Annotated in this window: 24 protein-coding genes; 15 read left to right on the top strand and 9 right to left on the bottom strand. The window is 55.7% G+C overall.

Features of this window, described 5'->3' with window-relative positions; all coding sequences use genetic code 11:
• Window positions 1–6: 6 nt before the first annotated feature.
• Together I2123_RS14470 and I2123_RS14465 are read right to left on the bottom strand one after the other, a co-directional pair.
• The gene (locus I2123_RS14470; RefSeq protein ID WP_213050827.1) at window positions 7–2,439 is read right to left on the bottom strand and encodes a formate C-acetyltransferase/glycerol dehydratase family glycyl radical enzyme; all 2,433 of its coding nucleotides are present in this window, start codon (window positions 2,437–2,439) and stop codon (window positions 7–9) included.
• A 5-nt stretch (window positions 2,440–2,444) separates the two neighbouring features.
• On the bottom strand, window positions 2,445–3,344 hold the full coding sequence (locus I2123_RS14465; protein WP_213050826.1) for a glycyl-radical enzyme activating protein: 900 nt from the start codon (window positions 3,342–3,344) through the stop codon (window positions 2,445–2,447).
• Between the two features lie 144 nt (window positions 3,345–3,488).
• Between I2123_RS14465 and fsa the strand changes: the two genes are divergently transcribed.
• Together fsa and kdgT are read left to right on the top strand one after the other, a co-directional pair.
• Window positions 3,489–4,154, top strand: a complete 666-nt coding sequence (gene fsa, locus I2123_RS14460; RefSeq protein WP_213050825.1) for a fructose-6-phosphate aldolase — start codon at window positions 3,489–3,491, stop codon at window positions 4,152–4,154.
• A 271-nt stretch (window positions 4,155–4,425) separates the two neighbouring features.
• Window positions 4,426–5,421 (top strand): 2-keto-3-deoxygluconate transporter, encoded by a 996-nt coding sequence (kdgT, locus tag I2123_RS14455; protein WP_112165778.1) that lies wholly within the window; start codon window positions 4,426–4,428, stop codon window positions 5,419–5,421.
• A gap of 137 nt (window positions 5,422–5,558) precedes the next feature.
• Here the strand turns inward: kdgT and lsrK are convergent, their stop codons facing one another.
• Together lsrK and lsrR are read right to left on the bottom strand one after the other, a co-directional pair.
• A complete protein-coding gene (gene lsrK, locus I2123_RS14450) occupies window positions 5,559–7,151 on the bottom strand; it encodes an autoinducer-2 kinase (RefSeq protein ID WP_213052522.1) in 1,593 nt (530 codons plus the stop codon).
• 70 nt (window positions 7,152–7,221) lie between these two features.
• On the bottom strand, window positions 7,222–8,208 hold the full coding sequence (gene lsrR, locus I2123_RS14445; protein ID WP_112165711.1) for a transcriptional regulator LsrR: 987 nt from the start codon (window positions 8,206–8,208) through the stop codon (window positions 7,222–7,224).
• Window positions 8,209–8,439: 231 nt separating this feature from the next.
• Here lsrR and lsrA point away from each other — a divergent pair, with 231 nt between their 5' ends.
• The 8 genes from lsrA (at window position 8,440) to I2123_RS14405 (ending at window position 15,510) form a co-directional block, all read left to right on the top strand.
• Window positions 8,440–9,993, top strand: coding sequence for an autoinducer 2 ABC transporter ATP-binding protein LsrA (gene lsrA, locus I2123_RS14440; RefSeq protein WP_213050824.1), 1,554 nt, complete (start codon window positions 8,440–8,442; stop codon window positions 9,991–9,993).
• Window positions 9,987–11,063 carry an autoinducer 2 ABC transporter permease LsrC gene (gene lsrC / locus I2123_RS14435; RefSeq protein ID WP_112165716.1) on the top strand — a complete coding sequence of 359 codons (1,077 nt, stop codon included), beginning with the start codon at window positions 9,987–9,989 and terminating at the stop codon, window positions 11,061–11,063. The genes lsrA and lsrC overlap by 7 nt, the downstream gene beginning before the upstream one ends.
• Complete coding sequence (lsrD, locus tag I2123_RS14430; RefSeq protein WP_213050823.1) at window positions 11,063–12,085, top strand: autoinducer 2 ABC transporter permease LsrD; 1,023 nt, start codon at window positions 11,063–11,065, stop codon at window positions 12,083–12,085. The genes lsrC and lsrD overlap by 1 nt, the downstream gene beginning before the upstream one ends.
• A 13-nt stretch (window positions 12,086–12,098) precedes the next feature.
• Window positions 12,099–13,115 carry an autoinducer 2 ABC transporter substrate-binding protein LsrB gene (lsrB, locus tag I2123_RS14425; RefSeq protein ID WP_213050822.1) on the top strand — a complete coding sequence of 339 codons (1,017 nt, stop codon included), beginning with the start codon at window positions 12,099–12,101 and terminating at the stop codon, window positions 13,113–13,115.
• A gap of 31 nt (window positions 13,116–13,146) precedes the next feature.
• A complete protein-coding gene (gene lsrF / locus I2123_RS14420; protein WP_213050821.1) occupies window positions 13,147–14,022 on the top strand; it encodes a 3-hydroxy-5-phosphonooxypentane-2,4-dione thiolase in 876 nt (291 codons plus the stop codon).
• Between the two features lie 3 nt (window positions 14,023–14,025).
• Window positions 14,026–14,316 (top strand): (4S)-4-hydroxy-5-phosphonooxypentane-2,3-dione isomerase, encoded by a 291-nt coding sequence (lsrG, locus tag I2123_RS14415; protein WP_213050820.1) that lies wholly within the window; start codon window positions 14,026–14,028, stop codon window positions 14,314–14,316.
• Window positions 14,317–14,610: 294 nt separating this feature from the next.
• A complete protein-coding gene (locus tag I2123_RS14410) occupies window positions 14,611–14,907 on the top strand; it encodes a hypothetical protein (RefSeq protein WP_112165725.1) in 297 nt (98 codons plus the stop codon).
• Window positions 14,908–14,916: 9 nt separating this feature from the next.
• Window positions 14,917–15,510, top strand: coding sequence for a hypothetical protein (locus I2123_RS14405; RefSeq protein WP_112165727.1), 594 nt, complete (start codon window positions 14,917–14,919; stop codon window positions 15,508–15,510).
• 3 nt (window positions 15,511–15,513) lie between these two features.
• Here I2123_RS14405 and I2123_RS14400 read toward each other — a convergent pair whose 3' ends face one another.
• The 5 genes from I2123_RS14400 to I2123_RS14380 all read right to left on the bottom strand — a co-directional run bounded on the left by I2123_RS14400 (window position 15,514) and on the right by I2123_RS14380 (window position 20,158).
• Window positions 15,514–16,359: an amino acid ABC transporter ATP-binding protein gene (locus tag I2123_RS14400; protein WP_244879828.1), complete on the bottom strand. Its 846-nt coding sequence runs from the start codon at window positions 16,357–16,359 to the stop codon at window positions 15,514–15,516.
• A 24-nt stretch (window positions 16,360–16,383) separates the two neighbouring features.
• The gene (locus tag I2123_RS14395) at window positions 16,384–17,298 is read right to left on the bottom strand and encodes an amino acid ABC transporter permease (RefSeq protein ID WP_112165729.1); all 915 of its coding nucleotides are present in this window, start codon (window positions 17,296–17,298) and stop codon (window positions 16,384–16,386) included.
• Window positions 17,299–17,330: 32 nt separating this feature from the next.
• Window positions 17,331–17,834, bottom strand: a complete 504-nt coding sequence (locus I2123_RS14390; RefSeq protein ID WP_112165730.1) for a GNAT family N-acetyltransferase — start codon at window positions 17,832–17,834, stop codon at window positions 17,331–17,333.
• 15 nt (window positions 17,835–17,849) lie between these two features.
• A complete protein-coding gene (locus I2123_RS14385) occupies window positions 17,850–18,773 on the bottom strand; it encodes an ABC transporter substrate-binding protein (RefSeq protein ID WP_414060256.1) in 924 nt (307 codons plus the stop codon).
• A 200-nt stretch (window positions 18,774–18,973) separates the two neighbouring features.
• Window positions 18,974–20,158: a M20 peptidase aminoacylase family protein gene (locus I2123_RS14380; protein WP_213050819.1), complete on the bottom strand. Its 1,185-nt coding sequence runs from the start codon at window positions 20,156–20,158 to the stop codon at window positions 18,974–18,976.
• A gap of 237 nt (window positions 20,159–20,395) precedes the next feature.
• Here I2123_RS14380 and I2123_RS14375 point away from each other — a divergent pair, with 237 nt between their 5' ends.
• From I2123_RS14375 to I2123_RS14355, 5 genes are all read left to right on the top strand, one after another.
• On the top strand, window positions 20,396–21,382 hold the full coding sequence (locus I2123_RS14375) for an MsnO8 family LLM class oxidoreductase (RefSeq protein WP_112165736.1): 987 nt from the start codon (window positions 20,396–20,398) through the stop codon (window positions 21,380–21,382).
• Window positions 21,383–21,391: 9 nt separating this feature from the next.
• Window positions 21,392–22,729 carry an LLM class flavin-dependent oxidoreductase gene (locus I2123_RS14370; RefSeq protein ID WP_112165738.1) on the top strand — a complete coding sequence of 446 codons (1,338 nt, stop codon included), beginning with the start codon at window positions 21,392–21,394 and terminating at the stop codon, window positions 22,727–22,729.
• A 149-nt stretch (window positions 22,730–22,878) separates the two neighbouring features.
• Window positions 22,879–23,856, top strand: a complete 978-nt coding sequence (acuI, locus tag I2123_RS14365) for an acrylyl-CoA reductase (NADPH) (RefSeq protein ID WP_112165740.1) — start codon at window positions 22,879–22,881, stop codon at window positions 23,854–23,856.
• Between the two features lie 189 nt (window positions 23,857–24,045).
• Window positions 24,046–25,020, top strand: coding sequence for a chemotaxis protein (locus tag I2123_RS14360; RefSeq protein ID WP_112165742.1), 975 nt, complete (start codon window positions 24,046–24,048; stop codon window positions 25,018–25,020).
• A gap of 457 nt (window positions 25,021–25,477) precedes the next feature.
• Window positions 25,478–26,392: a GGDEF domain-containing protein gene (locus I2123_RS14355; RefSeq protein ID WP_168990324.1), complete on the top strand. Its 915-nt coding sequence runs from the start codon at window positions 25,478–25,480 to the stop codon at window positions 26,390–26,392.
• The last annotated feature ends 167 nt before the right edge of the window (window positions 26,393–26,559 follow it).

The following is a 26,559-nucleotide window of genomic DNA, read 5'->3' as shown; positions in this document are numbered from 1 at the left end:
TGAACATTAAAGCGTATGTTCAGTGCGGGCGATAATATCATCCTGAGCCTCAGGGGATAAAGCCGTAAAGAACGCAGAGTAACCGGCCACGCGCACCACCAGTTCGCGGTAGTTTTGCGGCTCTTCCCGCGCGTTGAGCAACGTCTCGCGGGAAACGATATTGTACTGAACGTGCCAGCCACGATGCTCCTCAAAGAATGTCCGCAACATCAGCATCAGCGTCTGACGGTCCGTTTCATTTTCCAGCGATGCCGGATTCAGTTTCTGATTCAGCAGCACGCCCCCGAGTATCGCTTCCGTCGGGAGCTTACCCAGAGAGTTAAACACCGCCGTCGGCCCCAGATGATCGGTGCCGGACGCCGGGCTGGCGCCTTCTGCCAGCGGAGTGTACGCTTTTCTGCCGTCCGGCGTGGCCGTTGTGCCCGCCCCAAACGGCACGTTGGCGGAAATCGATGACGTGCCCGCATAATAGGTGCCGCCAATCGGGCCGCGTCCGAAACGGGTGTTGTGATAATTGGCCAACTCGTCGATATAACACTGATAGGCGCGCACCAGCAGTTGATCGACATCGTCATGATCGTTGCCGTATTTTTCTGCACCGTTAATCAAACGCTGACGCAGACGTTCTCCGTCCAGCCCCGCGTAATCAGACGCCAGTGCATCTGCCAGTTCCTTCTGACCAATCGTACCCTGGTCGAATACCAGTTTTTTGACCGCCGCCAGACTGTTGCCCAGATTAGCGATCCCGACCTGCAAACCTGACACCCAGTCGTACTTCGCACCCCCTTGCTTGATGGTTTTACCGCGCTCGATACAATCATCCACCAGCGCCGAACACAGAATATCCTGCGCGTTTTCCTCCAGCACCGTATCGACCACGCACTCAATTTCGATAGATTTCCGCGTGTAATAGCGGATTTGATCATCCCACTGTGCGAAGACCTGTTCGAAATTCTCGAAATTATTTTGCGATAAACCGCGCCCTTGGGGCAGGAAACAGGTGCGACTTTTCGCATCCTGACCCTGTTCCAGGGCCGCCAGCATCACTCGGGCGAAGTTGATGAAACTCATGCCGGTGCAGCGGTAACCCCATTTGCCACCGACTGCCGTTTCGATACAACCGATGGCGGCGTAATCGTAGGCATCTTCTTTATCGACACCCAGTTTGATGAACTCAGGAATGACGATTTCATCGTTGTTGAACGCAGGCAACCCGAAACCACAGCGGATCACCTGCACACAGGCGTCGAGGAAATCGGCGCTCATTCCTGCGTGATAACGCACGCTCAGATTCGGTTGGGTGGAACGCAGCTGCCCGCAGGATTCCAGCACCGCGTAAGAAAGTGGATTCACTGCATCTGCCGCCACGCCGTGATGCAGAATCTGGCCGCCGATGGTGACATTCTGATACAGCGGGCTGCCCGCCGATGCTTTCGAATGCGTGCCGGAGCGGATCTTGTTCACCTCCAGCAATTTTAGCCAACAGCTTTGCAGCAGCTCGATCGCCTGACAACGCTCCAGCGTTTGCCCAAGCTCGACGTCGCGGCGGTAGAACGGATACAAATATTGGTCCATACGCCCGAAGGAAACGGAGTGGCCGTTGGACTCGATCTGCAAAATCAGCTGGATGAAGTAGCACAGTTGTAACGCCTGCCAGAAATTCTTCGGCGGCTGATGGGCGATGATGTCGCAGTTGGCGGCAATAGTCAGCAGTTCGGCGCGACGGCTTTCCCGCGTTTCCGTCTCCGCCATGACCCGCGCCAGCGCGGCAAAGCGGGCAATGTGTTCGCTCACCGCCGCCAGCGTGATATCAATGGCTTTCAGCAATTGCTCTTTGTGCAAGTCCTCCCAGTCGGTCAGGTTAATACGGCTGCGACGCTCATCGACTTTTTGGCGCAATCCCTCCAGCCCCAGTTCCAGCAGCAGGGGGAAATTCACTGCCAGATGGGCGTCGCCGGAGGTCATATTGCCTTCGGCTTTGACGATGCCGCTGTCGAGCAGCGCTTTCTGTTCGTCGGTAAACATGCCATAGCAGCGGTCCTGCACCGTCTGGCCGCGCCACCATGGGCAGATGTCGTGCAGAATTTTTTTATTGGCTTCGCTGACCGCAAAACCCGCGCCCGGACGGTCGGCCAGCGCATCGATTTCGCTCTCGATCCAGCCGACGGTGTATTCAGGGAAAATCGGCGCGGCGCGCACTTCGCTGGCCTGATTGCCGACAATCAGCTCGTCGTGTTTGATCCAGATAGTGCGCTGGCGCAGATGTTCGGCCAGCGCCAGGGCACGGCGTACTGCCAGCGGTTTATCGGCATGTTGCTGATAAACCTGCGTGTAATGCTGTGCGCGTTCGGTACACACCGGCGGTTTGACGATGTGGATCAGCGCTTCTTTGTGCGCGCGGATACGGCTGGCAAGGGTGTTCAGATTCAGCTGGGTCATTATTTTTATCCTCTTAACTGTACACAAAGCCCTTTTCCGGCGGCGTATTCCTGGGCGAACGTCAGCAGATCGGGGTCATTTAACGGCTGGCGTGGCGCCAGATAAGGTTGTCCGAGCAGGACATATTTGTTAATGCCGAGGGTGTGATAGGGCAAAAAGTGAATCGCTTCGCAGCCCGTTTCGTCAGCGGCGAAGTCAACTATCTGGCGGACTGACGCCCGGTCGGCGTTGAAATCAGGGATCAGCGGGACGCGGACGACGAGCTTTTGCCCGGCTGCAGCCAGCCGACGAAAATTATCCAGCACCCGTTTCGCCGACCCGCCGGTCAGGCGGTTGAACGGCGCATCGTCGACATGTTTTAAATCCGCCAGCAGCAAATCCAGCGCACCGAGCGAAGGCTCAATGTACTTCCACGGCACATGCAGACAGCTTTCCACCGCCGTGTGCAAACCTTCCTGACGACAGCGTTGCAGCAGCGTCAGCGCCGTTTGTGGCTGCATAAAAGGCTCACCGCCGGAGAGCGTTACGCCACCGCCGGTGCGTTGATAAAACGGCTTGTCGCGCAGGATTTGCTTCATCAGGGCATCGATATCGGTTTCTTCACCGCACGCGCTCAGCGCACCGGCCGGGCAAACCTGTTCCAGCTGGCATAAATCACTGACCAGAAAGTGTTCACGATGGATCTGAATGCCTCCGTCTGCCAACGTCACTGCGTGGGGAAACGCCTGCGCACAGTGCTGGCAACCGGCGCTGCAAAGGCGGGAATCGAACAGCACATCGGGTCTGGCCGAGCGGCTTTCAGGGTTCTGACACCACGTACAGCTCAGCGAACAGCCTTTGAGAAACACCACCGTGCGGATCCCCGGACCATAATGGGTGGAATAACGTTGCACGTTGAAAATCATACCGACACTCCCGTTGCTGATTTCTTCATTCACAATTTATTGACTTTCATTCGAAAGTGATTTGATAGTGATCAACAAACCCTGCGCTTGCTGGCGTACAATCTGTGAACTTTGCATTCGCTCACAGGTTTCAAGGAGAGAGTTATGGAGTTGTATCTCGATACTGCCGATGTCATTGCGGTTAAACGTCTTTCACGCATTTTGCCGTTGCAGGGTGTGACCACCAATCCGAGCATCGTGGCGAAAGAAGGGAAATCGTTGTGGGATGTGTTGCCTGCGCTGCGTGATGCCCTTGGCGGCACCGGAAAATTATTTGCTCAGGTGATGGCATCCGACGCCGAACAGATGGTTGCTGAAGCGCTGTTGTTGTCGCAGCGGGTTTCTGGTCTGGTGGTAAAAATTCCGGTGACCAGCGAAGGTTTGGCGGCGATTAAAAAGCTGAAAGGCATGAATATTCCGACCCTCGGCACCGCGGTTTATGGCGCAGGTCAGGGTTTATTGTCGGCGCTGGCCGGTGCGGAATATGTTGCACCGTACGTTAACCGTCTGGACGCGCAGGGCGGCGACGGCATTGCGATGGTGAAGGAATTACAGTCGCTGCTCAGCCTGCACGCGCCGCAGTCAAAAGTGCTGGCGGCGAGTTTCAGAACGCCACGTCAGGCGATCGATTGTCTGCTGGCAGGCTGCCAGTCGATCACCTTGCCGGTAGAGATTGCTGAACAGCTGCTTAACACGCCCGCCGTGCAGTCTGCGGTAGAGAAGTTCGATGCCGACTGGCGTCAGGCATTCGGCACGACCACGCTCAGCTGATCTTTCTTTGCTTCCCTTTTACTTTTACCTCCACCCGCACAGGCGACTGTTGCGGGTTTTTTGTTTCTGAGGGTTAAGAATTTTCGTACTAATAATCCTAAAATGTGATTTCGCGCCGAAATTAATTATTGACGCGATAAATTAATAAAACTCCTGATCTAAAAAATAGAAACATCGTTTCATTTTATGATTGGCGTCACTTTTATAAGCCTGAGGAATGGATAACGTAGCGGCATTCGGTAACACGTTACTTTTACATCAGGTGGAAAATATGCACATTAAACGAGCGATAGAAAAAATCCCTGGCGGGATGATGTTAGTTCCTCTCTTCATCGGTGCGCTGTGCCATACGTTTGCACCGGACTCAGGTAAATATTTCGGTTCATTCACTAACGGTCTGATCACCGGCACCGTGCCGATTCTGGCGGTATGGTTCTTCTGCATGGGTGCGTCGATCAAACTGAGCGCGACCGGGACGGTGCTGCGTAAATCCGGCACGCTGGTGGTGACCAAAATTGCCGTGGCGTGGATTGTGGCGGCGGTGGCATCGCGCTTCATGCCGGAAAACGGCGTCGAGTTCGGCTTCTTTGCCGGGCTGTCAGTTCTGGCGCTGGTCGCGTCGATGGACATGACTAACGGCGGGCTGTACGCCTCGGTGATGCAACAATATGGCACCAAAGAAGAGGCGGGCGCTTTCGTGCTGATGTCTCTGGAATCCGGCCCGCTGATGACCATGATTATCCTCGGCACCGCCGGTATTGCCTCTTTTGAACCGCACGTTTTCGTCGGCGCGGTGCTGCCGTTCCTGATCGGTTTTGGCTTAGGGAATCTGGATCCTGAACTGCGTGAATTCTTCAGCAAAGCGGTACAAACGCTGATCCCGTTCTTCGCCTTTGCGCTCGGCAACACCATCAACCTGACGGTTATCGCACAAACCGGCCTGCTGGGTGTGTTGCTGGGCGTTTCAGTGATTATCCTGACCGGTATTCCGTTAATTCTGGCCGATAAATTCATCGGCGGCGGTGACGGTACGGCGGGTATTGCGGCTTCAAGCTCTGCGGGCGCTGCGGTCGCTACTCCGGTACTGATCGCCGAGATGGTGCCACAGTTTAAAGCGGTGGCTCCGGCAGCGACGGCACTGGTCGCCACATCGGTTATCGTCACCTCGATATTAGTGCCGATACTGACTGCGATGTGGTCACGGAGAGTGAAAAACAAGGCAATCAAAGGGAAAGTCGCGATGGATGTGGTGGCGAATATTAAATGATTGTTTTACAGGGGCTGCTGCGCATTACCTTCACGCAGTGCCGCAGCCCCTGGTCTTAAGGCCGCTGCGCTCAGCAAGATTTTTGGTCGCGCTGTATCACCTTTCTAAAGAAAAAGCCGCCGATGCCCGGTCCCGCATCACAACCCCGGTGCTTTCCACATAGACGTCGTCAGATGCCTGTCCACCAGCCCCAGCTGGTCGGCGTACACCGCCTGCCAGTTAGCCTTCTGCGCAAGATACAGTTCATGGTTTGCCGCCACAGGCTGATACTCCCGCTCCCAGCGCACCAGTGCTTCACCCGTTTCGGCGAGGGACGAATATACGCCCGCTGCGACCCCCGCCGCAATCGCGCAGCCTAACGCCGTGGCTTCTTTCACTACCGGCACGTTGACCGGCACGCCGGTGACGTCACTCAAAATCTGACACCACAACTTGCCTTTCGAACCCCCGCCGGAGAACACCAGCGATTTGGCGCGAACGCCGGAGAAGCTGGCGATCATGTCCAGATTGCAGGCCGAAACGATGGCGGCGTTTTCTTCCAGCGCGCGGAACAGCGTCGGTTTGTTGCATTTTTCAGGGTCGATGGAGAGATTGATGAATGACGGTGCGGCGTGATACCAGTTTTTGAAATGCATGGCGTCGGAGAACACTGGCGTAACGCCCCAGGAACCGACCGGTACGCGCGCGGCCATGTCTTCCAGCAGGCTGTAGGTATCGACGCCAAGTCGCTGAGCGAGGGTTTTCTCCTCGGTGCAGAACGCATCGCGGAACCAGCGCATGGTCAGGCCGGTGAAGAAACTAATGGATTCTGCCTGCGCCATACCGGGGATGACGTGCGGATTGACGCGGATATTCATTTCAGGGTCAGTGATCGGCGCGGGCAGATTGACGATTTGCTGCCAGAAGGTGCCGCCGAGCACCGCCGTCTGTCCGGGGCGTACCAGCCCGAGGCCGAGCGTGCCGAGCTGGGCATCGCCGCCGCCCATGCCGACCGGCGTGCCGGCCCGCAGACCGCAGCCTTCCGCCGCGCTGGCGGTGACGTATCCGAGACGCGTCCCGGTTTCTGCCACCGGCGAAAGCATGTCGGCGCGCAGACCGGCCATGTCCAGCAGCTCTGGCCGCCAGTTGCGCGTGGCCAAATCCAGCATGCCGGTGGTGCCCGCATTGGAAGGATCCACGGCCAGCTCGCCGCTGAGCTTATAGGCCAGCCAGTCACTGATCATCGTGACCGTCGCCGCCTGGCGGTAAATATCCGGGCGATGGTGCGCCAGCCACAGCAGACGAGGCATGGCGCTCAGCGCCAGCGTCTGCCCTGAGCATTCATACACTTCGCGCTCAAACTGAAAATCATGGATTTCTTTCAGTTCAGAAACTTCACGGCTGGCGCGGGCATCGACGTTGGCGCAGGCCCAGATCGGTTCACCGGATTTGTCATAAAGGACGATGCCTTCGCGCATGGAACAGGCGGCCACGGCGCGGATGGCGGAGGCGGGGAGGTGCGCTTCGTGCAGCGCCTGGCGGATGCACTGACAGGCCAGCTGCCAGTTTTTTTGCAGATCGAATTCCATCGAGCCGGGCACATCCGGCACGGCCAGATGGATCCACTCGGCCTGTCCGGCGGCGATTTGCTCGCCTTCGAGATTGAAAATCACCGCGCGGACGCTGCCGGTGCCGGCGTCCAGCGCCATTAAATAGCTACGATCGTCGTCAGAGTTCAGGGTTGAGGTCATCGCCAGTTTCTCTCGTGCCGGTTTATCGGGCACCTGTTACCTGACCGCCACACCCCATAAACCCTGCGGGTCAGCCGAGCAGCGCCAGCATGGCTCTTGCTGTGCTCTCTTCAGTAACCAGTGCGTTAATGCGTTTACCTTTCAGCGCCGCGACAATCGCCTCGGCTTTTTCGACGCCGCCCGCCACGCCGAGTACGGTCGGGATACTGGCCAGTTCATCGGGCGCGACGGCGATGAGCTCATCGTGGATCGCCATATTTTCCGCCAGCTCGCCATTGCGCTGCATAAAGAATCCAAGAATGTCGCCGACCGCGCCCTTGCGGCCAAAGAGCAGTTGCTCACCTTCGCTGATGTAACCGGAGCGTAAAATCGTCGCTTCCTGTTTCTGATTCAGCGAACCGATGCCGACGACTGCGATATCGGCGGCGCAGGCCGCGAGCATCACGTCGTGGACGTTACGCTCTTGTCGAAAAATCGCCGCGACGCTGGCCGAAGACGCACGCAACGGTGCCGGAATAATGCTCACACCACAGGCCGCGTCGAGCTGGCCGATGCCGGTCATGTAAGGCCCGACGCCGCCGGACAACGTGACCATGCGGATCTGCTGTGAAGAGATAAAACCGCTCAGGTGTTGAAGCGTACTCATCGCTGTTTCACCAAAACCTACCGCCAGCAGCTGTTCCGGTTTGAGCAACGTCATCAGCATATGCGCCGCGCCAACGCCCAGACGTGCGCTCAGCGAACCGTCGGCCAGCTGCGGCAGCACGCGGATCTGCTGTAAACCAAAACGTTCCAGCAGGGTGTTTTCCAGCGACAAACATCCCTCAAAACGCGAGTTGATTTGCACGCGGATCACGCCCGACTGACGGCCTTTCTCCAGCAGGCGCGATACTTTCAGCCGCGTCAGCCCGAGCCGTTCACCAATCTCATTCTGGGTCAGGCCGTCGTGGTAATAGAACCACGCGGTGCGCGCCAGCAGTTCCTCTTCACCCATGCTGAATTCCAGATGGTTAGTCAAATCGGACAGGTTCGTTTTCTTGCCGTTCTCAGAAGTCATAGTGAACACTTATCAAAATGTAGATCAATTGTTCGTTAACAAAATGTTGTTAACTGTGATGTGTCTGGCAAATCCTGAATGATTGCCGCCTGAATCATATCGCAGAGTATATGAGTTGAACAAACTGTGATCGATGCAAAAGTTTTCCTGCCCGCCGCAGACTAGGTTTATGAACATTGTTAAACAATAAATACATTTGTTCATTTAATGTATCCGGTCTGAGGGTGATGTATGCAGCAGCCAGAACAGGTCTTAGCCTCAACCACGTTGCTGTTACAGGTGAGCGGCCTCAGCAAAAGCTTTTCCGGCGTGGCGGTGCTGAAAGATATCGGTTTCAGTCTCTACGCCGGGGAAGTTCACGCGCTGCTGGGGGGTAACGGGGCGGGGAAATCCACGCTGATGAAAATCATCGCCGGTGTCGAAACCGCTGACTGCGGCGAAATGCAGCTCGGCGGTGCACCGCTGTCGGGGCTAACACCGGCGAAAGCGCATCAGGCGGGCATTTATCTGGTGCCGCAGGAGCCGATGCTGTTTCCGAGCCTGACCGTACGTGAAAATATTCTGTTCCGTTTACCCGCCCGTCAGGCCAGCGAGAAAAAACTGATCGAAACGCTGACCGGCCTGGGCTGCAATCTTCCGCTCGGCGCGCTGGCCGGAACGCTGGAGGTGGCTGATCAGCAGCTGGTGGAAATCCTGCGCGGTCTGATGCGCGACGCACGTTTGTTGATCCTTGATGAACCGACCGCCTCCCTGACGCCCGCCGAATCCGCCCGCCTGTTCACGCAGGTTCGTCATCTCACTGCGAAAGGCGTCGGCGTGGTGTTTATCTCCCACAAGCTGCCGGAAATCCGCGCGATTGCCGACCGGGTCAGCGTGATGCGCGACGGAAAAATTGCCCTCAGCGGCACGCTGGCCGAACTCGATAACGATGCGCTGATCCGCGCCATCACGCCGCATACGCAGGACTTGGCGCTGCCCGCCGAACAAAAGCTGTGGCTGGATTTGCCTGGTCAACGGCGCAATGTCAAAGGGCGTGAACCGGTCTTGCAGGTAGAAAATCTCACCGGTGAAGGCTTCATCGATATTTCATTTAGCGCCCGCGCCGGGGAAATCGTCGGGCTGGCAGGCGTTGTCGGGGCAGGTCGAACCGAACTGGCAGAAACGCTGTACGGCCTGCGCGAGGCAAAAAGCGGTCAGGTGCGTCTGATGCAGCAGGACATCAGCGGGCTGAATACGTTGCAACGCCTGCAAAAGGGGCTGGTGTATCTGCCGGAGGACCGGCAGGCATCCGGCTTGTATCTTGATGCACCGCTAAGCTGGAATACCACCTCGCTGACCTTTAATCGTCAGACCTGGTGGCTCAACCTTAAACGCGAAGCGGCGGTGCTCGAACGTTATCACCGCGCGCTGGGGATTAAGTACCGCGACGGTTCACAAACCGCCCGCACGCTGTCCGGCGGCAATCAGCAGAAGCTGTTGATCGCCAAATGCCTGGAAGCGCAGCCTGCGGTGCTGATCGTCGATGAGCCGACGCGCGGCGTGGACGTCTCAGCCCGCGCCGATATCTATCAGCTGCTACGCAACGTGGTTGAACAGAACGTCGCGGTGATCCTGATTTCTTCCGATCTGGATGAAATTGAGGCGCTGGCCGATCGCGTATTCGTCATGCATCAGGGCGAAATGAGCGGCGAATTGCAGGGCAGCGAGATAAACGTCAACAACATTATGCACATCGCTTTTGGTAACCATCCCCAGACTGCCGCCACCGGAGGATCCTCATGCTAAAGCGGATACAAAACAACCGTGAACTGACCGCGCTGATGGCCATTATCGCGCTGTTTGCGTTGCTCGGCGTGATGGACCGGCAGTCGTTCAGCTTCCAGACGCTGAGCATGATTTTCGGCAGCGCGCAGATCCTGATGCTGCTGGCGATGGGCGCGACGCTGGTCATGCTGACCCGCAATATTGACGTATCAGTAGGATCGATCACCGGCTTGTGCGCTGTCACGCTTGGCGTGTTGCTTAACGGCGGCATGAATCTGGCGCTGGCCTGCGTCATTACGCTGGGGACCGGGCTGCTGGCCGGATTGTTCAACGGCGTACTGGTCGCGTGGTTACGCATTCCGGCGATAGTCGCGACGCTCGGTACGCTCGGGTTATATCGCGGGCTGATGCTGCTGATGACCGGCGGCAAATGGATTGAAGGTTTACCGGCGGGGCTGAAATCGTTGTCCGAGCCGGTATTCCTCGGCATTTCTGCGCTGGGCTGGGGAGTTATCGTACTGCTGGGCGCGATGTTGTGGATGCTCAGCCGCACCGCGTTTGGCCGCAGTTTCTACGCCGTCGGCGACAACTTACAGGGCGCGCGGCAGCTCGGCGTGGCGGTTAACCGCGTGCGCATTCTGGCATTTGGCATTAACGGCATGATGGCGGCGATCGCCGGTATCGTCTTCGCCGCGCAAATCGGCTTTGTGCCCAATCAGACCGGCAGCGGGCTGGAAATGAAAGCCATCGCCGCCTGCGTGCTGGGCGGGATCAGCCTGCTCGGCGGCACCGGTTCGATTCTCGGTGCGGTCCTCGGCGCGTATTTCCTCACCCAAATCGACAGCGTGCTGGTGCTGCTCAGGCTGCCCGCCTGGTGGAACGATTTTATCGCCGGACTGGTGTTGCTGGCGGTGCTGGTATTCGACGGCAGGCTGCGGCAGGCGTTACAGAAAAACCTGCGCCGCCAGAAATACGCCCGCTTCCTCTCTGCCAGTCAGCCCGAACAGAAAAAGCCTGCTGAGCGTAAACCCGGTCAGCAAAAGCATCTCACACGCCGGTTAAGCACCGGCAAAAAAGGCGGGGTGGCGTGATGAAAATTCTTCAACAGTATGGCTGGGAGGCGGCGCTGCTGGCGTTGCTGATACTGGAGATTCTGCTGTTTGGCTTCGCAAATCCGCGAATGCTCGATGCCAATACGTTGTTGTTCAGCACCAGTGATTTCATCACTATCGGCATTGTGGCACTGCCGCTGACGCTGGTGATTGTCAGCGGTGGGATCGACATTTCCTTCGGCTCAACCATCGGCCTGTGCGCCATAGCACTCGGCGTCTTGTGTCAGGCCGGTGTGCCGCTGGCGCTGGCGATAGCTCTCACGCTGGCACTCGGCGCCGCCTGCGGTTTACTTAACGCGGCGCTGATCCTCTATACCGGCGTCAATCCGCTGGTGATAACGCTCGGCACGTTGTACCTGTTCGGTGGCAGCGCCTTGCTGCTCTCCGGGCTGGCGGGCGCGACCGGCTTTGAAGGCATCGGTAATTTCCCGGATGCCTTCACCAATTTTGCCAATCAGGTGGTGCTCGGCCTGCCGATGCCGCTGCTGATTTTCCTCGCCGCGACGCTGTTTTTCTGGCTGCTGATGCACCGCAGTCGCACGGGGCGCAACGTGTTTCTCATCGGCCAGAACGCCCGTGTGGCGCGCTACGGTGCGCTGCCGGTCAGCCGGACAGTCTTTGCGTTGTACGGCATGACCGGGCTGGCGTCGGCGGTAGCGGCAATCCTGATGACCTCTTATTTCGGCTCGGCGCGTTCCGATCTCGGCAATGCGCTGCTGATGCCTGCGATCACTGCCGTGGTGCTCGGTGGCGCGAATATCTACGGCGGTTCGGGTTCCATTCTCGGCACGGCGCTGGCGACGCTGCTGATCGGCTACTTACAACAGGGCCTGCAGATGGTCGGCGTTTCCAGTCAGGTTTCCAGCGCGCTGTCCGGTGCGCTGCTGATTCTGGTGGTAATTGGCCGCTCTGCCAGCCTTAACCGGGGTCTTATCCGCAGTGTTTTCCAGCGTTACCGCCAGCGCTGGTCTGCGTCTTCTCCTTCTTTATTATCCAAATGAACCGGGGTGCAAGATGAAAACGAAAATGCTGAAAACCATGCTGATCGCCAGTGCCGTCAGCCTCGCCTGCCTGAGTGCGCAGGCTGCTGAACGCATCGCCTTTATTCCAAAACTGGTCGGCGTCGGATACTTCACCAGCGGCGGCAACGGGGCGACGGCGGCGGGCAAAGCGTTGGGCGTCGATGTTACCTACGACGGCCCGACCGAACCGAGCGTGTCCGGTCAGGTGCAGATGATCAATAACTTCGTCAATCAGGGCTACAACGCGATTGTCGTTGCAGCCGTTTCACCGGACGGCCTTTGTCCGGCACTGAAACGGGCCATGCAGCGCGGCGTGAAAGTGCTGACCTGGGATTCCGATACCAAGCCGGAGTGCCGCTCGATTTACATCAATCAGGGCACGCCGCAGCAGCTCGGCTCGATGCTGGTGGATATGACCGCCAGTCAGGTTAAAAAAGAGAAAGCCAAAGTCGCATTCTTCTATTCCAGCCCGACAGTGACGGATCAGAACCAGTGGGTAAAAGAGGCGAAATCTAAAATCGCCAAAGAGCATCCGGGATGGGAAATTGTGACCACGCAGTACGGCTATAACGACGCCACCAAATCCCTGCAAACCGCCGAAGGGATCCTGAAATCTTATGGCGACCTGGATGCGATTATCGCGCCGGACGCCAACGCTTTACCGGCAGCGGCGCAGGCGGCGGAAAACCTCAAACGTAAAGACGTGACCATCGTCGGCTTCAGCACGCCAAACGTGATGCGGCCTTACGTCGAACGCGGCACGGTCAAACAGTTCGGCCTGTGGGACGTCGTCAGTCAGGGCAAAATTTCGGTATACGTCGCCGATCAGTTATTGAAAAAAGGTGACCTGAACGTGGGTGACAAACTGGATGTGCCGGACGTCGGGACGGTTGAAGTGGTACCGAACAGCGTGCAGGGCTACCAGTACGAGGCCAAAGGTAACGGCATTGTTCTGCTGCCGGAACGCGTAGTCTTCACCAAAGACAACATCGGTAAATACGATTTCTGACGATAACGGTTTTCGATAAAGGAGACACAAAATGGCAGATTTGGACGATATCAGAGACGGCAAGAATTTCGGCATCGGCACGCCGCATGAGAACCGGGCCTTTTTCCTCAAGGGCAGCGGCCAGCTGGACTGGGGGATGCAATCGCGTCTGGCAAGGATCTTCAATCCGGAGTCAGGCCGTACGGTGATGCTGGCCTTCGATCACGGCTATTTTCAGGGGCCGACCACCGGCCTTGAGCGCATCGACATCAATATTGCGCCGCTGTTTGCGCACACCGACGTGCTGATGTGTACCCGTGGCGTGCTGCGCAGCGTGGTGCCCGCGGCGGTCAATAAGCCGGTGGTGATGCGTGCCTCAGGCGGCAACTCAATCCTGACTGAGCTTTCCAATGAAACGGTGGCGGTCGCCATTGAAGACGCGCTGCGTCTGAACGTCGCGGCAATGGCGGCGCAGGTGTATATCGGCAGCGAATACGAACACCAGTCGATTAAAAACATTATCCAGCTGGTCGATCAGGGGATGCGCTACGGCATGCCGACCATGGCGGTGACGGGCGTCGGCAAAGACATGGCGCGCGATCAACGGTATTTCTCACTGGCCACGCGCATCGCCGCCGAGATGGGGGCGAACATCATCAAAACGTATTTTGTGGATGAAGGTTTCGAACGCATCGCCGCCGGCTGTCCGGTGCCGATCGTTATCGCCGGGGGCAAAAAACTGCCCGAACGCGAGGCGCTGGAAATGTGTTTTAAAGCGCTCGATCAGGGCGCATCGGGCGTCGATATGGGACGCAACATCTTCCAGTCGGAGTCGCCGGTCGCGATGCTCCATGCGGTTAAAGCCGTGGTGCATGAAAATGCCAGCGTGGCGCATGCCTACGAACTGTTTCTGAGCGAGAAGGGGTAAATCATGGAAGTGACACTGGTTGAAATTAATGTCCAGCCGGACAAAATTGACGCGTTTCTGGACGTCTTTCACGCGAATCATCTCGGCGCGGTTCAGGAACCCGGAAATTTGAGGTTCGACGTGTTGCAGGATGCAGACGTGGCAACGCGGTTTTTTATCTATGAAGCCTATGTGGATGAGGCTGCGGTACTGGCGCACAAAAAAACGCCGCACTATCTGGCGTGCGTGGAAGCGTTAGAAGGGATTATATCGCAGGGGAGGAAGAAAACGGTGTTTAAAGGAATATATCCGTAAGCACGGAGTAACCCCTCAGTACTTTACGATAACCCTAAACCCCACTAACGCCATCCGTAATGCAAGGTACCCGTCTGACAGACCGGGTACCTGTACAACTCATGCAACGTCCATCTTCCGTTACATTCCTGTTTCCAGGCTATCTTCCAGTTCCTTGATAAATATCTTTATTATCATTCATTTCTACACTAATCCCCGTATTCTGTGCGCGTATTTTCATCCTCAGTCTTTTCAGATGTGAGGCCAAAATAATCAGTTGATCACGTACGACAACTGGCGTACATTGGAGGGCGTGTGGGGTTTAAAGACATTAAGCGCAGGGTCATTGAGTGTTTACGGGCGGGGGATATTGAGTTTGCTGTCCGGCGCGATGTGGACCTTAAGAATTTATTAAGTACCGGTGATGTGTCTGTGCCGGAGGTCATCAATGTGATTATGCGGGCAGGTGGGGCCGATCACCGGATGAGCCCTCATCATTATGACAGCAGTGTTGATGTACACATTATTACAGTGACCTGCGCAGGCTTACATTGGTATATCAAATGGTATTTCGATGAACCGGCCAGCGTATTTATCAGCGTTCATCATTAAAGGGAAATTATGAAAATCTACAAAGTGGGTGATGAGAAACGGGCGGCGTGCGAGGTGTGTCAGTCTTTTCAGACGGTCAGCTTCCAGCTGCGCGATGTGCCTTTCAGCGATGGTAGCGGGCTGGTGAAGAACGTGGTGGTGGGGGTTTGTAAAACCTGCGACAGCGTGGCATTGCTGCCGTTCCAGTCGGTTCCTGCGGTGAAGAAGCAGCTGGAAACACAACGTAAGGCCGTGGAAAGCCGCGTGCCTGCGCATATGATCGATATCCTCAACCTGGCAAGCGCCAAACTGGGTGCGACGCCGGAATTTATTCCGCTGCTGATGAAATATTATATCCATATGTTGGCGACCCATCCGGTGGCCGCCGTGCAACTGGTGCAGCTTCTCACTTCTGAGCTGGCAACCGGTCTGGCGAATAAACGCCTCTCGCTGAAAGGGCGTGAAATCCACAATGATATTAACGAGCTGAAATCCCTTTCTCAGATTTCCAACACCACGGAACTGCTCAAGGGCGTGGTGCTGGCCATTAACAACGATGTCCTCATCAACCCCGACAAACAGCGTATCGCGCACCTGAAAAGCCTCGTCGCGACGGTGGCGTAAGGCTTACAACACTTTCTCTAAAAACGCCTTCGTCCTTGCATGAACCGGCCGGTCGAGAACCTGTGAAGCGTCGCCGCTTTCAACGACGCGCCCGTCAACCATAAAGACCACCTGATCCGCCACCTGCCGCGCGAAGCCTATCTCATGCGTGACCACCACCAGCGTCACGCCGGACTCCGCCAGTTTCCTGATAACGTCCAGTACTTCACCAACCAGTTCAGGATCCAGCGCCGAGGTCGGTTCATCAAACAACATCACTTTCGGGTTGAGCGCCAGCGCGCGGGCAATAGCGATGCGTTGCTGCTGACCGCCGGAAAGATGGCGTGGCCAGGCAAGTGCTTTTTCGCGCAGGCCAACGGTGTCGAGCAGTTCATAGGCACGGACGATGGCCTGTTTGCGGCTGAGATAGCCGTGAACCACCGGCGCTTCGATGATGTTGTCCAGCACGGTCATGTGCGGGAACAGATTGAAATTCTGGAACACGTAGCCGACGTGTGTGCGCTGTTTGAGAATGGCGCGCTCTTTCAGCTCATACAGCGTGTCACCTTTACGGCGGTAACCAATGTAATCGCCGTCGATCTGGATAAACCCTTCGTCCACGCGTTCAAGATGATTGATGGTGCGCAGCAGGGTTGATTTACCGGAGCCTGACGGGCCGAGAATCACCGTCACCGTGCCAGGCTCGATGTTCAGGCTGACATTATCCAGCGCCTTATGCGCGCCATAATATTTGCTGAGATTGTTGATCTCGATGCGCCCGACGGTGGCGGTATGAGATTTATGGGGGAACAGCTGCTTAACAGGAGTTTCCGCCGGGCGGTTAACGAACAGATCAAAGGCTTCGGACATGATGATTCTCCAGAAAGTGAGCCGTTATGAACGGGCCAGACGCCACTGACGCAGGCGCTGTAACGGCGTCGGCGCAACCTGACGCACGGTGCCGCGTGAGAAATAACGTTCGACGTAATATTGCAGTACCGACAGCACGGTAGTGATCAGCAGATACCAGACAGTCGCGACCATCAGCAGCGGAATGACCTGCTGGGTGCGGTTGTAAATCACCTGCACGGTGTAAAACAGCTCTGGCATCGACAGCACATACACAATCGACGTGCCTTTCGCGAGGCTGATCACTTCATTAAAACCGGTCGGCAGAATCGAGCGCAACGCCTGCGGCAAAATGATGCGAAACGTGCGGCGATAGGCGGGCAAGCCCAGTGCGGCGGCGGCTTCATGCTGGCCGTGTTCGACGCCTAAAATCCCCCCGCGAATGATTTCAGCGGTGTACGCGGATTGCACCAGAGAAAGGCCGAGCACTGCGACGGAAAACTGATCCAGCAAATCCACCGTTGGCGTACTGAAAAACGACAGCGAAGTAAACGGAATGCCGAGCGAGAGGTTGTCGTACAGATAGGAAAAGTTGTAAAGGATGATCAATACCAGCAGCAAGGGCAGCGAGCGGAACAGCCAGATGTAACCCCACGCCAGTGAATTCAGTAAGTAGGATTTCGACAGCCGGGCGAGCGCCAGTGCGGTGCCAAAGATAATACCAAACAGGGTGCCGAGCAGGGTGAGCAGAAGGGTTTTGCCAAGCCCTGACAAAATGACCGGATCAAAAAACCACTGGCGAAATACGCCCCATTCCCAGCGCGGGTTAGTGGCGATGGATTGCACAATCGCCAGCAGGATGAACACCGAAAATACCGCACCGGCCAGCCGCCACGGATAGCGTGCCGGCACCACTTTCAGCGGGGGATGAGTCACGGTCGGAGAAGTGTTTTCGCTCATAGGTTTTGCCTGTTATCTATTGTGCTTTGCACCTAGCTGACGGGAACGTCAGCGGTCAGCGCTTTTTTGAAGGGCAGACGCCCGTCGTACGGTTCTCTGGAATACACTTCCGGGTCGAGCCGCGTATCAAACTGCGGCTGATACCCGTGTGACAGATACAACCCGACCGCTTCCGGCTGGCGGAATCCGGTGGTCAGAAACACCTGACGGTAACCGTAGGCGGCGGCGCGGCGCTCCAGCTCGTGCAGAATCTTCTGCGCCAGCCCCTGACGGCGCAGCCTGCGATCCGTCCAGATGCGTTTGAATTCTGCGGTGTCTTCGTCGTAGCGTTTGTACGCGCCCATCGCGATGGGCGCTCCGTTTCTCAGCAGAACGATAAAAGTGCCGTCGGGCGCAGAAAAGACGCTGTCATCCTCCGGTGGCTGACTGGAAAAAAAGTCACCATAGCGTTCGCGGTATTCACCAAATAATCCTTCGATGACCGGCGCAATCAGCGGATCTTCCGGCACGGTTTGAATAAAAACGTCGTCGCTCATCTTTCAGTCTCCTGATCAGTCGCCCAGTCCCGGCGGATTGATTTCTGAATGGTCGATTTTCTCAACGCTCTCGCCCCAGCGATCCAGCACCTGCAAATACGCGCCGCTGGCAATGGCGCTGTTCAGCGATGCCTGCACGGCATCCACTAAGCCGTTGCCTTTTTTCAGCGTCACGGCAATGTTGGCGGTTTTCGGCCAGCCGCCCGGCACCGTGCCAACCAGCTGCGTTTTGCCGGTCAGCAGGGCTTTATAGGCACCGGTGACGTTTGGCCCGAAGGTGGCGTCGGCGCGACCTGACTGGATAGCCAGCGTGGCGGCGGCATCATCGGTGACATATTGCGGTTTAAACGCGGGCAGGCCTTTCGCCTGATTCTCTTTGTCCCACGCCAGCAGCACGGCTTCCTGATTAGTGCCGGAGCCGACGATAATGCGTTTACCGGCGATATCCGGTGCGGATTTGATCGAGGTGATTTTGCTGCCGGTTTTCACGTAGAAGCCCAGCGTATCTTCGCGATAGGTGGCGAAATCAAATTTGGTTTTGCGGTCTTTGGTCACGGTGATGTTGTAGATAGCGGCGTCGTATTTCCCGGAGGTTACGCCGAGCGGCCAGTCTTCCCACGAGGCCGGCACCACTTTCAGTTTCAGCCCCAGGCCGTCGGCCACCAGACGGGCGATATCCGCCTCGCTGCCGATCACCGTTTTGTTATCGCGGGCATATAACCCGAATGGCGGGGCGCTGCCGAGTACGGCCAGTGCCACCGTCAGCGTGCCCGGTTCGACAAACTTAAAGTTGGCCGGGATTTTCGCCACGGCTTCCGGGCTTTTCGGCGTATTGATCGGAGTTTCATTAGCAACAAGGTCGATACCCGGTGCAGCATGAGCCAGTGTAGAAAGACTTAACAAAGTGGCAATGGCAGTCAGACTAAAGCTACGTTTCATCATTATTTTTTACCCTGCATTCTTATTATGTGTTTATGACATTGAGGTGACGTTTTCACTATTCCCGAGTGTTACAGGGATGTAAAAGAACAAAATTCAATAATCAAATTGAGAAAAAGCAAATACGGGTGGAGGAATATTCCCCATGCAAAAAGCCCGGCATATCCGGGCATGAATGACAGGCTGAAGAGTAATAGGAATTATTTTACGCTTAATTCATGCAGCGCTTTTTCAGCTAACTGCTGGAAATAGTTCGCTGCCGGGAAGATAGCTGATTCATCCGGATTAAATTGGGGATGATGTAGGCCAAATTCGCTGGCCGAGCCGATGCTGACGAACGCGCCGGGGACGTGATGCAGGTAAAACGCAAAGTCTTCGCCGCCCATCTGCGCGGTGGCCACTTCCGCTTTATAACCAAATTCGGCTGCCGCCTGAAGGCTGAATTCTGCCCAGCGTGGCGTATTCACCACGGCTGGTGGCCCGCCAAACCAATGCAGCTCGGCTTTCGCGCCCAGCGCACCGGCAACACCTGAAATCAGCTGGCGGATCCGCCCCGGAATTTGCTCGCGAATATCATCATTATGCGTGCGCACCGTGCCTTCGAGTTCGACGCTCTGGGGCAGAACGTTCCAGGTATTGCCGCCCTCGATGCGGGTCACGCTGACCACCGCCGACTCCTGCGCGGCGACGTTACGGCTGACCAGTGTTTGCAGCGCCGTCACGATGTGGCTGGCGGTGACGATACTGTCGACCCCTTCCTCCGGATGGGCGGCATGCGCGCCTTTGCCGGTGATGGTTATCTGGAAGCGATCGACATTGGCGTAAAACGCGCCGCCTTTGGTGGAAAAGGTACCGACCGGCAGTTCAGGCGCATTGTGCAGCCCAAAAATCGCATCGACGTTTTCCAGTGCACCGGCCTTAATCAGCTGAGATGCTCCGCCAAAACGCTCTTCGGCAGGCTGGAAAAACAGACGCACGCGGCCTTGTAACTGGTCCTCGCGGGCTTTGAGTAAGTATGCCGCACCAAGAATTACAGAGGTATGGAAATCGTGGCCGCAGGCATGCATCACGCCCGGTTGCTGAGAGCTGAAGGGCACGCCGGAGGTTTCTTCGATCGGCAGGGCGTCGATGTCGCCGCGCAGCGCCACCACCGGGCCGTGCGCCGGGCCAATTTCAGCCACTACACCAGTTTTTAAGCCAAGATCTAAAATGCGGATCCCGGCGGCATTCAGCCAGTCGGTAATTTTTTGCGTGGTCACGAATTCCTGATTGGATAATTCAGGATGTTGATGTAATTCGCGGCGATGGGCGATGAGTTGATTTTCTAACGCAGTGGTAGCGGTGTTCGCCCCGGTGCGGATTTCATCGGCAAGTGAAATGCTCATTATAAATAGCCTTTTATGGGTAGAGATTGCAGTCATTTCATCCTAGTCATGAATTGCCGTCTGACTAAATACCCTGTGGCTATAATTTATATCCGCCATAGAGGCATAAATCCCATAGCTAAATATTCACTATAGAAACGTAATTTTATTATTTAGCTTTGCGCTGACTTCGTGGAACTCTTTTTATCATGATGAATGATTGTTACCAGACTTAAGCAGATAAAAGGAATGCCCGACGTGAATTACCGACTGAGCTTATTAGATCAAAGCCCGATAAATGACGGGCAGAGCGCCGCACAGGCATTGGCGGCGACGCTGACATTTGCGCAGACAGCAGAGAGACTGGGGTATCACCGTTTGTGGGTGTCCGAACATCATGACACCGAAAAGCTGGCGGGCAGTTCGCCGGAAGTCCTGATTGCCTGGCTGCTGGCGCAGACATCCCGACTGCGTATCGGCTCCGGTGGTGTGATGCTGCAACATTACAGCCCGTACAAAGTCGCGGAGAATTTCCATTTGCTTTCAGCGCTGGCGCCGGATCGCGTCGATATCGGCATCGGTAAAGCGCCGGGCGGTTTACCGCTTTCCACCAAAGCGCTGCGCGGACATCATTCAGCCGAGAATGCGCCCGGTTTTCCCGCGCAGTTACAACAGCTGACCCATTATCTTACACATCTCGACGACCATCTGGCCGGTGTTGAAGCACGCGCGTTGCCGCATCCGCCGGTTGCGCCCCAGCGTTTTCTGCTCGGCGCCAGCAAAGAAAGCGCCCGTCTGGCAGCCTCGCTCGGCTGGAATTTTGTGTTCGCCGGTTTCATCAATACTTCAGCGGAAGTGATGACTGAATCGGTGCTGGCATTCCACGAATATTCCGCTGGTAAAGGTCAGGCACTGGTCAGCCTGGCGGTGCTCGCCGCTCAAACCCGTGAAGAAGCCGCAGAGCGGGTGGCCGAACAGCATAATTTCCGCGTCACGATTGGCGATAAACACGTTACGGTCGGCACCCGCGAACAGGCGGAAGCCTTTGTGCGGCAGGCGGGTGCCAGGCAGTTCACCATCGACCAACAACAGCTCAGCGTGCTGCACGGTACGCCCGGCGACATTCACGAGCAGCTGCGCGACATTCAGCGCCGTCTGTGCGTCAACGAATTTGTCCTTCACACCCCACTGACAGAGGCCGCCGTGCGTCTGAAGTCCATTGAATTGCTGGCTGGCCAGCTGTAAGGAGATCTCATGAGCCATTCGAAAAGTATCAAACTGGGCCTGATGTTGCACGGTGCAGGCGGCCACATGAATTCATGGCGGCATGAAAAAGCGCCAGCCGATGCGAGCGTTAATTTTCCCTATTTCCGTGATTTAGCGCTGCGCGCAGAAGCCGCCGGTTTTGATTTCCTGTTTGTCGCTGACGGCCTGCACATCAACGAAAAATCGCTGCCGCATTTCCTCAACCGTTTCGAACCGATTGCCTTGCTTTCGGCGCTGGCATCGGCGACGCACAGCATCGGGCTGGCCGGGACGATTTCGACGTCCTACAGCGATCCGTTTACTGTCGCGCGTCAGCTGGCGACGGTCGATAACATCAGTCAGGGGCGCGCGGGCTGGAACGTGGTGACGTCGCCGCTGGCCGGTTCGGCGAAAAACTTCGGTAAAGATCATCCTGAACATGCGCTGCGCTACCAGATTGCTGAGGAATATATCAGCGTGGTGCAGGGGTTGTGGGATTCATGGGAAGACGACGCTTTTGTGCGCGATCGTGAAAGCGGCGTGTTCTTCGATGCGGCCAAGCTGCATAAACTTAATCATCAGGGGCAGTTCTTCTCGGTGGAAGGACCACTGAATATTCAGCGCTCGCCGCAGGGCCAGCCGGTGATTTTCCAGGCTGGCGCGTCGGATGCGGGGATCGCACTGGCGGGAAAATCTGCCGATGCAGTCTTCACCAACGCCCGCACGCTGGAAGAAGCCAAAGAGTACTCGGCCAAATTGCAGGCGCAGGTAGCGAAAAACGGGCGTCATCCGGTGGGAATTTTCCCCGGTATCAGCCCGATTGTCGGCAAAACCGAAGCGGAAGCCGAAGCCAAATATCAGCATTTGCTCTCGCTGCTGTCACTCGATGACGCACTGGCGTATCTCGGCCGCTTCTTCGATCATCACGATTTCAGCCAGTATCCGCCGGATGGTCCGTTCCCCGAGCTGGGCGATTTAGGCCAGAACACTTTCCGTTCAACCACCGACAGCATCAAAAAGCAGGCCAGAGAAGAAAATCTCACGCTGCGCGATGTGGCGTATCAGGCCACGCTGCCACGCGGTGAGTTCTTCGGCACGCCGGAGCAGGTCGCCGACCGGTTAATCCGCTGGGTGGAAGAGGGCGGCGCGAGCGGCTTTATTATCAGCGGGCCGGTGCTGGTCGAAGCGCTCGACGATATTACGCGTCTGGTGCTGCCGGTGCTGGAGGCGCGAGGTTACTGGCATCCTTCAGAGGCACAAACCCTGCGCGAACGGCTGGATATTCCGTTTAAAAGCAACCGCTACAGCGTGCAGGAAAGGCAGCGGGAAGCCGTGAACGAGAAATAGTTACAACATACTGGTTTTCAACAGCCCGCTCCGGGACACCGAGCGGGCTTTTTGCTTCGCAGGGAAGAACGTCCGGGCTTGCCTCGTGAAAAGATTGGGCGTAGGTTTCGCAAAACCCTTTGAAATCTTAGAACGCTTAAGGAAAACACATGAAAGCTCTGGTTCTGGAACAGCAAGACAAAGCCACGCTGGCTGAGGTGAAAGAGATTGCACTGCCTGATATGGCGCAAGGCGATGTGTTAGTCGATATCAGCTGGTCGGGTCTGAACTATAAAGATGCACTGGCGATCACCGGTAAAGGCAAAATCATCCGCCAGTTCCCGATGGTGCCGGGCATTGATTTTGTCGGCCACGTGAGCCGCAGCAATGATCCGCGCTTCTCCGTCGGGCAATCGGTGATCCTCACCGGATGGGGCGTCGGCGAAACTCACTGGGGCGGTCTGGCTGAGCAGGCGTGCGTGAAAGGTGACTGGCTGGTGCCGTTGCCGGAAGGCATGGCGGCGCGTAATGCGATGATCATCGGTACGGCCGGTTTCACCGCGATGTTGTGCGTGATGGCGCTCGAAGAAGCGGGCGTGACGCCGGACAGTGGCACCGTCGTCGTGACCGGTGCCAGCGGCGGCGTGGGCAGCACTGCGGTCGCGCTGCTGCATACCCTTGGTTATAACGTGGCGGCGGTGACCGGGCGTGAATCTACTCATGATTATCTGCGTAAACTCGGTGCCAGCGAAATTCTTTCGCGTGACGATTTTGCCGAAACGCGTCCGCTGGAAAAACAGCTGTGGGCTGGTGCGGTAGATACCGTCGGCGATAACGTGCTGGCGAAGTTGCTGGCACAAACTAATTACGGCGGGTGTGTCGCCGCCTGCGGTCTGGCGGGCGGTTTTAACCTCCCGACGACCGTCATGCCGTTCATCCTGCGCAACGTGCGTTTGCAGGGGGTGGATTCCGTTTCTGTGCCCGCTGAGCGCCGTGCGGCGGTGTGGGAACGCCTGATGAACACCCTGCCGGAAAGCTTCTACCAGCAGGCTGCAACCGAAATCACCCTTGAGCAAACGCCTGCGGTAGCGGCTGATTTTCTCAACAACAAAATTCAGGGCAGAACGCTGGTGAAAATCACCGGTTAAGCTGCTTTTCCCGGCACCCCTGCGGTGCCGGGATTTCTCCTTCGTTCAATTTTCCTTCTGCACTAAAGAATTCCCCGCGACTGACCGATAAATACAGAACGAGATAAAAGAGAATCTGATCCCTTATTTTCCGAATGGCTCATATCGCTTTGCTGTCGCACAACAAATAATTAAACGCATGGGGAAAGTATGGACAATTTTCAGAAAGACATCGATGAGAGAACCAATCTCACGTCATCTAACCGGTTTGAGTTATTGCTGTTCCGTCTGGGCTCTGCGCCTGACGAAGACCAGTCCGAGCTGTTTGGCATCAACGTCTTTAAACTGCGTGAAATCGTACCCATGCCTGCGCTCACCAAAGCGGCGGGGATGGCATCTCCTATGTTGGGCATGGCGAATATCCGCGGCGAAATTATCCCGGTGATTGATCTTCCGGCGGTCGTCGGCTGTGTGCCGAAAACCGGGCTGAACATTTTGCTGGTCACCGAATACGCGCGCAGTACGCAGGCGTTTGCGGTGGAATCGGTGGATGACATTGTGCGTCTCGAGTGGAGCCAGGTGCTGGCGGCTGAATCCGGCGTCAAGAGCCGTAATATCACCAGTATCGCGCGTCTGGACAACGATAAATCCAGCAACCGTCTGGCACTGGTGCTGGACGTCGAACAGATCCTCTACGACATCGTGCCTTCTACCGGCAATGTGGCTATCGATAAGCAAAAGACCCGGGCGTTCACACTGAAACCGGGCGCCGTGGCGATTGTGGCGGAAGATTCGAAAGTGGCGCGTCAGATGCTGGAGAAAGGGCTGGCGATGATGGAAATCCCGGCGCAGATGCACGTCACCGGTCTGGAAGCCTGGAATAAAATTCGCAAAATGGCGGAAGAGTGCAAAGCTGAAGGGCGGCCAATTTCCGATAAAATTTCCTTCGTGCTTACCGATCTGGAAATGCCGGAAATGGACGGCTTTACCCTGACGCTCAATATTAAGCGCGACGAGTTCCTGAAGAATATTCCGGTGATCATTCACTCCTCGCTTTCAGGCAGTGCCAACGAAGATCACGTGCGTAAAGTTGGTGCTGATGGTTACGTTGCCAAGTTCGAAATTAATGAACTGGAAGCGGCTATTCATAAAGCGCTGGATGCGAAGGCGGCGGCGGTGGCGTAACCACGCTTTTCCAAAAGCCCGTTGATAAAATGAAGTCTGCCCGGTGAACGCTGAAAACAGAGTTTCCCGGCAGACGTCGCAACAGGGATATATTATAGGGCGATAAGTGAAATAGTCTGAATAACTGCGCTGTAATATATTATTGATTTGCCGCTGATATCACATGCATAGCGTAATATTTTCGGGGTTAATTTAAATGCGTCGTATTCCCGTGCAATAAAACAGGCCAATTGTAATTAATGTTTTCCTCCCGGCACTTTGTTTACTTTTCGATAAATGCTAATATTTCAGTAATAAAGCTCGCACAATATCGGAAATCGTGATGATGTTTTTCCTGGAAGAAACGCTGATAAATACGCTTGTTGGCATGTGTATCACCTATACGTGCATTTCTGTTCCTTTTTTATTTGTGAAGTTTACCGAGAAAAACAGCCTGCTGGTAAAATGTGGCCTTGGCGTGCTGGTCGGGCTGGCCAGTGCCTATATTTTCAGGGATGGCATCGCCAATCACGTCGCCCTTTTCAGCGTGATCATCTCACCCATTACCTTCGGTTTTATTTTCTTTGGTTATCCGGTTTTAATTTTTGGTATTATTACCAGCACTCTCTTTATCTTCGGTGATACCAGTTATTACGATGTGTTTTCCGTGGTCTATTTTTTGTGTCTGGTCGGGTTTCATCTCACAAAGCGCAGAGGTATGGCGTATGTGATCATTTCTTACTCCATTGCACAAAGCGTAAATTTGTTTTCCCACGTTTCAGCGCTCAGTGAAAGCGGCTACTGGCAGCTGGCGATTGCCAAAACCTCCCTGAGCTTAGTCTTTCTGATGATGCTGTATTTCGCCTTTGGTAAGCTGCTCGACCTTTCAACCAGCCAACACTATTTCAAGAAGGCCTCCGAAACGGATCCTCTTACCGGCGTCAGTAATCGTCGGAGTATTGATCTCTATTTAAAAAAGGTCGAACAGTCTGAGAATACGCAATTTTGTGTATTTATGCTGGATATCGATAATTTCAAATCGATTAATGATAATTTCGGCCATCCTTTCGGTGACACGATAATCAGCACAGTGGCAAAGCTCATTAAGAAGAATATCCGTAGCCATGATTTCGTGGGTAGATACGGCGGAGAAGAGTTTATTATTATCTTAAATTCCAGTCTGGATAATGCGCTGCCGGTGGCCGAGAAAATGCGGGTCATTATTCAGGAACACGTTAGTGAAACTGATTCTCAGGAAAGTGTTTGCGTCACCGTATCCGTTGGCATTGCCGAACATGCTTCCGGCTCACCGGTCAATATTGCCGTCGCTAACGCCGATAGCGCACTTTATAAAGCCAAGACCGGGGGTAAAAACAGGGTCGAAGTGTATTAGGTGGCAGTAAGCAAAGACTAAGCCTGACAAGATTCAGAAGCCGAAAGAGAGACAGTTCATCAAATAAACTGAATCCTTATGTTAAACAATTGATATTTATTCTCATCCCCGCCCGACGTACAGTGATCTCATAAATGCGCGATTTTCTGCACAAGCTGTCTGGTTAA

Origin of the sequence: Rahnella inusitata (genome assembly GCF_018288855.1) — a bacterium.
Taxonomy (GTDB): Bacteria; Pseudomonadota; Gammaproteobacteria; order Enterobacterales; family Enterobacteriaceae; genus Rahnella; species Rahnella inusitata.
Note: the sequence above shows the minus strand (reverse complement) of the source record. Positions and strands in the feature narration are given on the sequence as shown.

Excerpts from the sequence above, each read along its gene's own strand:
- I2123_RS14470 (WP_213050827.1), bottom strand. The coding sequence starts at position 2,439 with ATGACCCAGCTGAATCTGAACACCCTTGCCAGCCGTATCCGCGCGCAC.
- I2123_RS14465 (WP_213050826.1), bottom strand. The coding sequence starts at position 3,344 with ATGATTTTCAACGTGCAACGTTATTCCACCCATTATGGTCCGGGGATC.
- fsa (WP_213050825.1), top strand. The coding sequence starts at position 3,489 with ATGGAGTTGTATCTCGATACTGCCGATGTCATTGCGGTTAAACGTCTT.
- kdgT (WP_112165778.1), top strand. The coding sequence starts at position 4,426 with ATGCACATTAAACGAGCGATAGAAAAAATCCCTGGCGGGATGATGTTA.
- lsrK (WP_213052522.1), bottom strand. The coding sequence starts at position 7,151 with ATGACCTCAACCCTGAACTCTGACGACGATCGTAGCTATTTAATGGCG.
- lsrR (WP_112165711.1), bottom strand. The coding sequence starts at position 8,208 with ATGACTTCTGAGAACGGCAAGAAAACGAACCTGTCCGATTTGACTAAC.
- lsrA (WP_213050824.1), top strand. The coding sequence starts at position 8,440 with ATGCAGCAGCCAGAACAGGTCTTAGCCTCAACCACGTTGCTGTTACAG.
- lsrC (WP_112165716.1), top strand. The coding sequence starts at position 9,987 with ATGCTAAAGCGGATACAAAACAACCGTGAACTGACCGCGCTGATGGCC.
- lsrD (WP_213050823.1), top strand. The coding sequence starts at position 11,063 with ATGAAAATTCTTCAACAGTATGGCTGGGAGGCGGCGCTGCTGGCGTTG.
- lsrB (WP_213050822.1), top strand. The coding sequence starts at position 12,099 with ATGAAAACGAAAATGCTGAAAACCATGCTGATCGCCAGTGCCGTCAGC.
- lsrF (WP_213050821.1), top strand. The coding sequence starts at position 13,147 with ATGGCAGATTTGGACGATATCAGAGACGGCAAGAATTTCGGCATCGGC.
- lsrG (WP_213050820.1), top strand. The coding sequence starts at position 14,026 with ATGGAAGTGACACTGGTTGAAATTAATGTCCAGCCGGACAAAATTGAC.
- I2123_RS14405 (WP_112165727.1), top strand. The coding sequence starts at position 14,917 with ATGAAAATCTACAAAGTGGGTGATGAGAAACGGGCGGCGTGCGAGGTG.
- I2123_RS14400 (WP_244879828.1), bottom strand. The coding sequence starts at position 16,359 with ATGTCCGAAGCCTTTGATCTGTTCGTTAACCGCCCGGCGGAAACTCCT.
- I2123_RS14395 (WP_112165729.1), bottom strand. The coding sequence starts at position 17,298 with ATGAGCGAAAACACTTCTCCGACCGTGACTCATCCCCCGCTGAAAGTG.
- I2123_RS14390 (WP_112165730.1), bottom strand. The coding sequence starts at position 17,834 with ATGAGCGACGACGTTTTTATTCAAACCGTGCCGGAAGATCCGCTGATT.
- I2123_RS14385 (WP_414060256.1), bottom strand. The coding sequence starts at position 18,773 with ATGAAACGTAGCTTTAGTCTGACTGCCATTGCCACTTTGTTAAGTCTT.
- I2123_RS14380 (WP_213050819.1), bottom strand. The coding sequence starts at position 20,158 with ATGAGCATTTCACTTGCCGATGAAATCCGCACCGGGGCGAACACCGCT.
- I2123_RS14370 (WP_112165738.1), top strand. The coding sequence starts at position 21,392 with ATGAGCCATTCGAAAAGTATCAAACTGGGCCTGATGTTGCACGGTGCA.
- acuI (WP_112165740.1), top strand. The coding sequence starts at position 22,879 with ATGAAAGCTCTGGTTCTGGAACAGCAAGACAAAGCCACGCTGGCTGAG.
- I2123_RS14360 (WP_112165742.1), top strand. The coding sequence starts at position 24,046 with ATGGACAATTTTCAGAAAGACATCGATGAGAGAACCAATCTCACGTCA.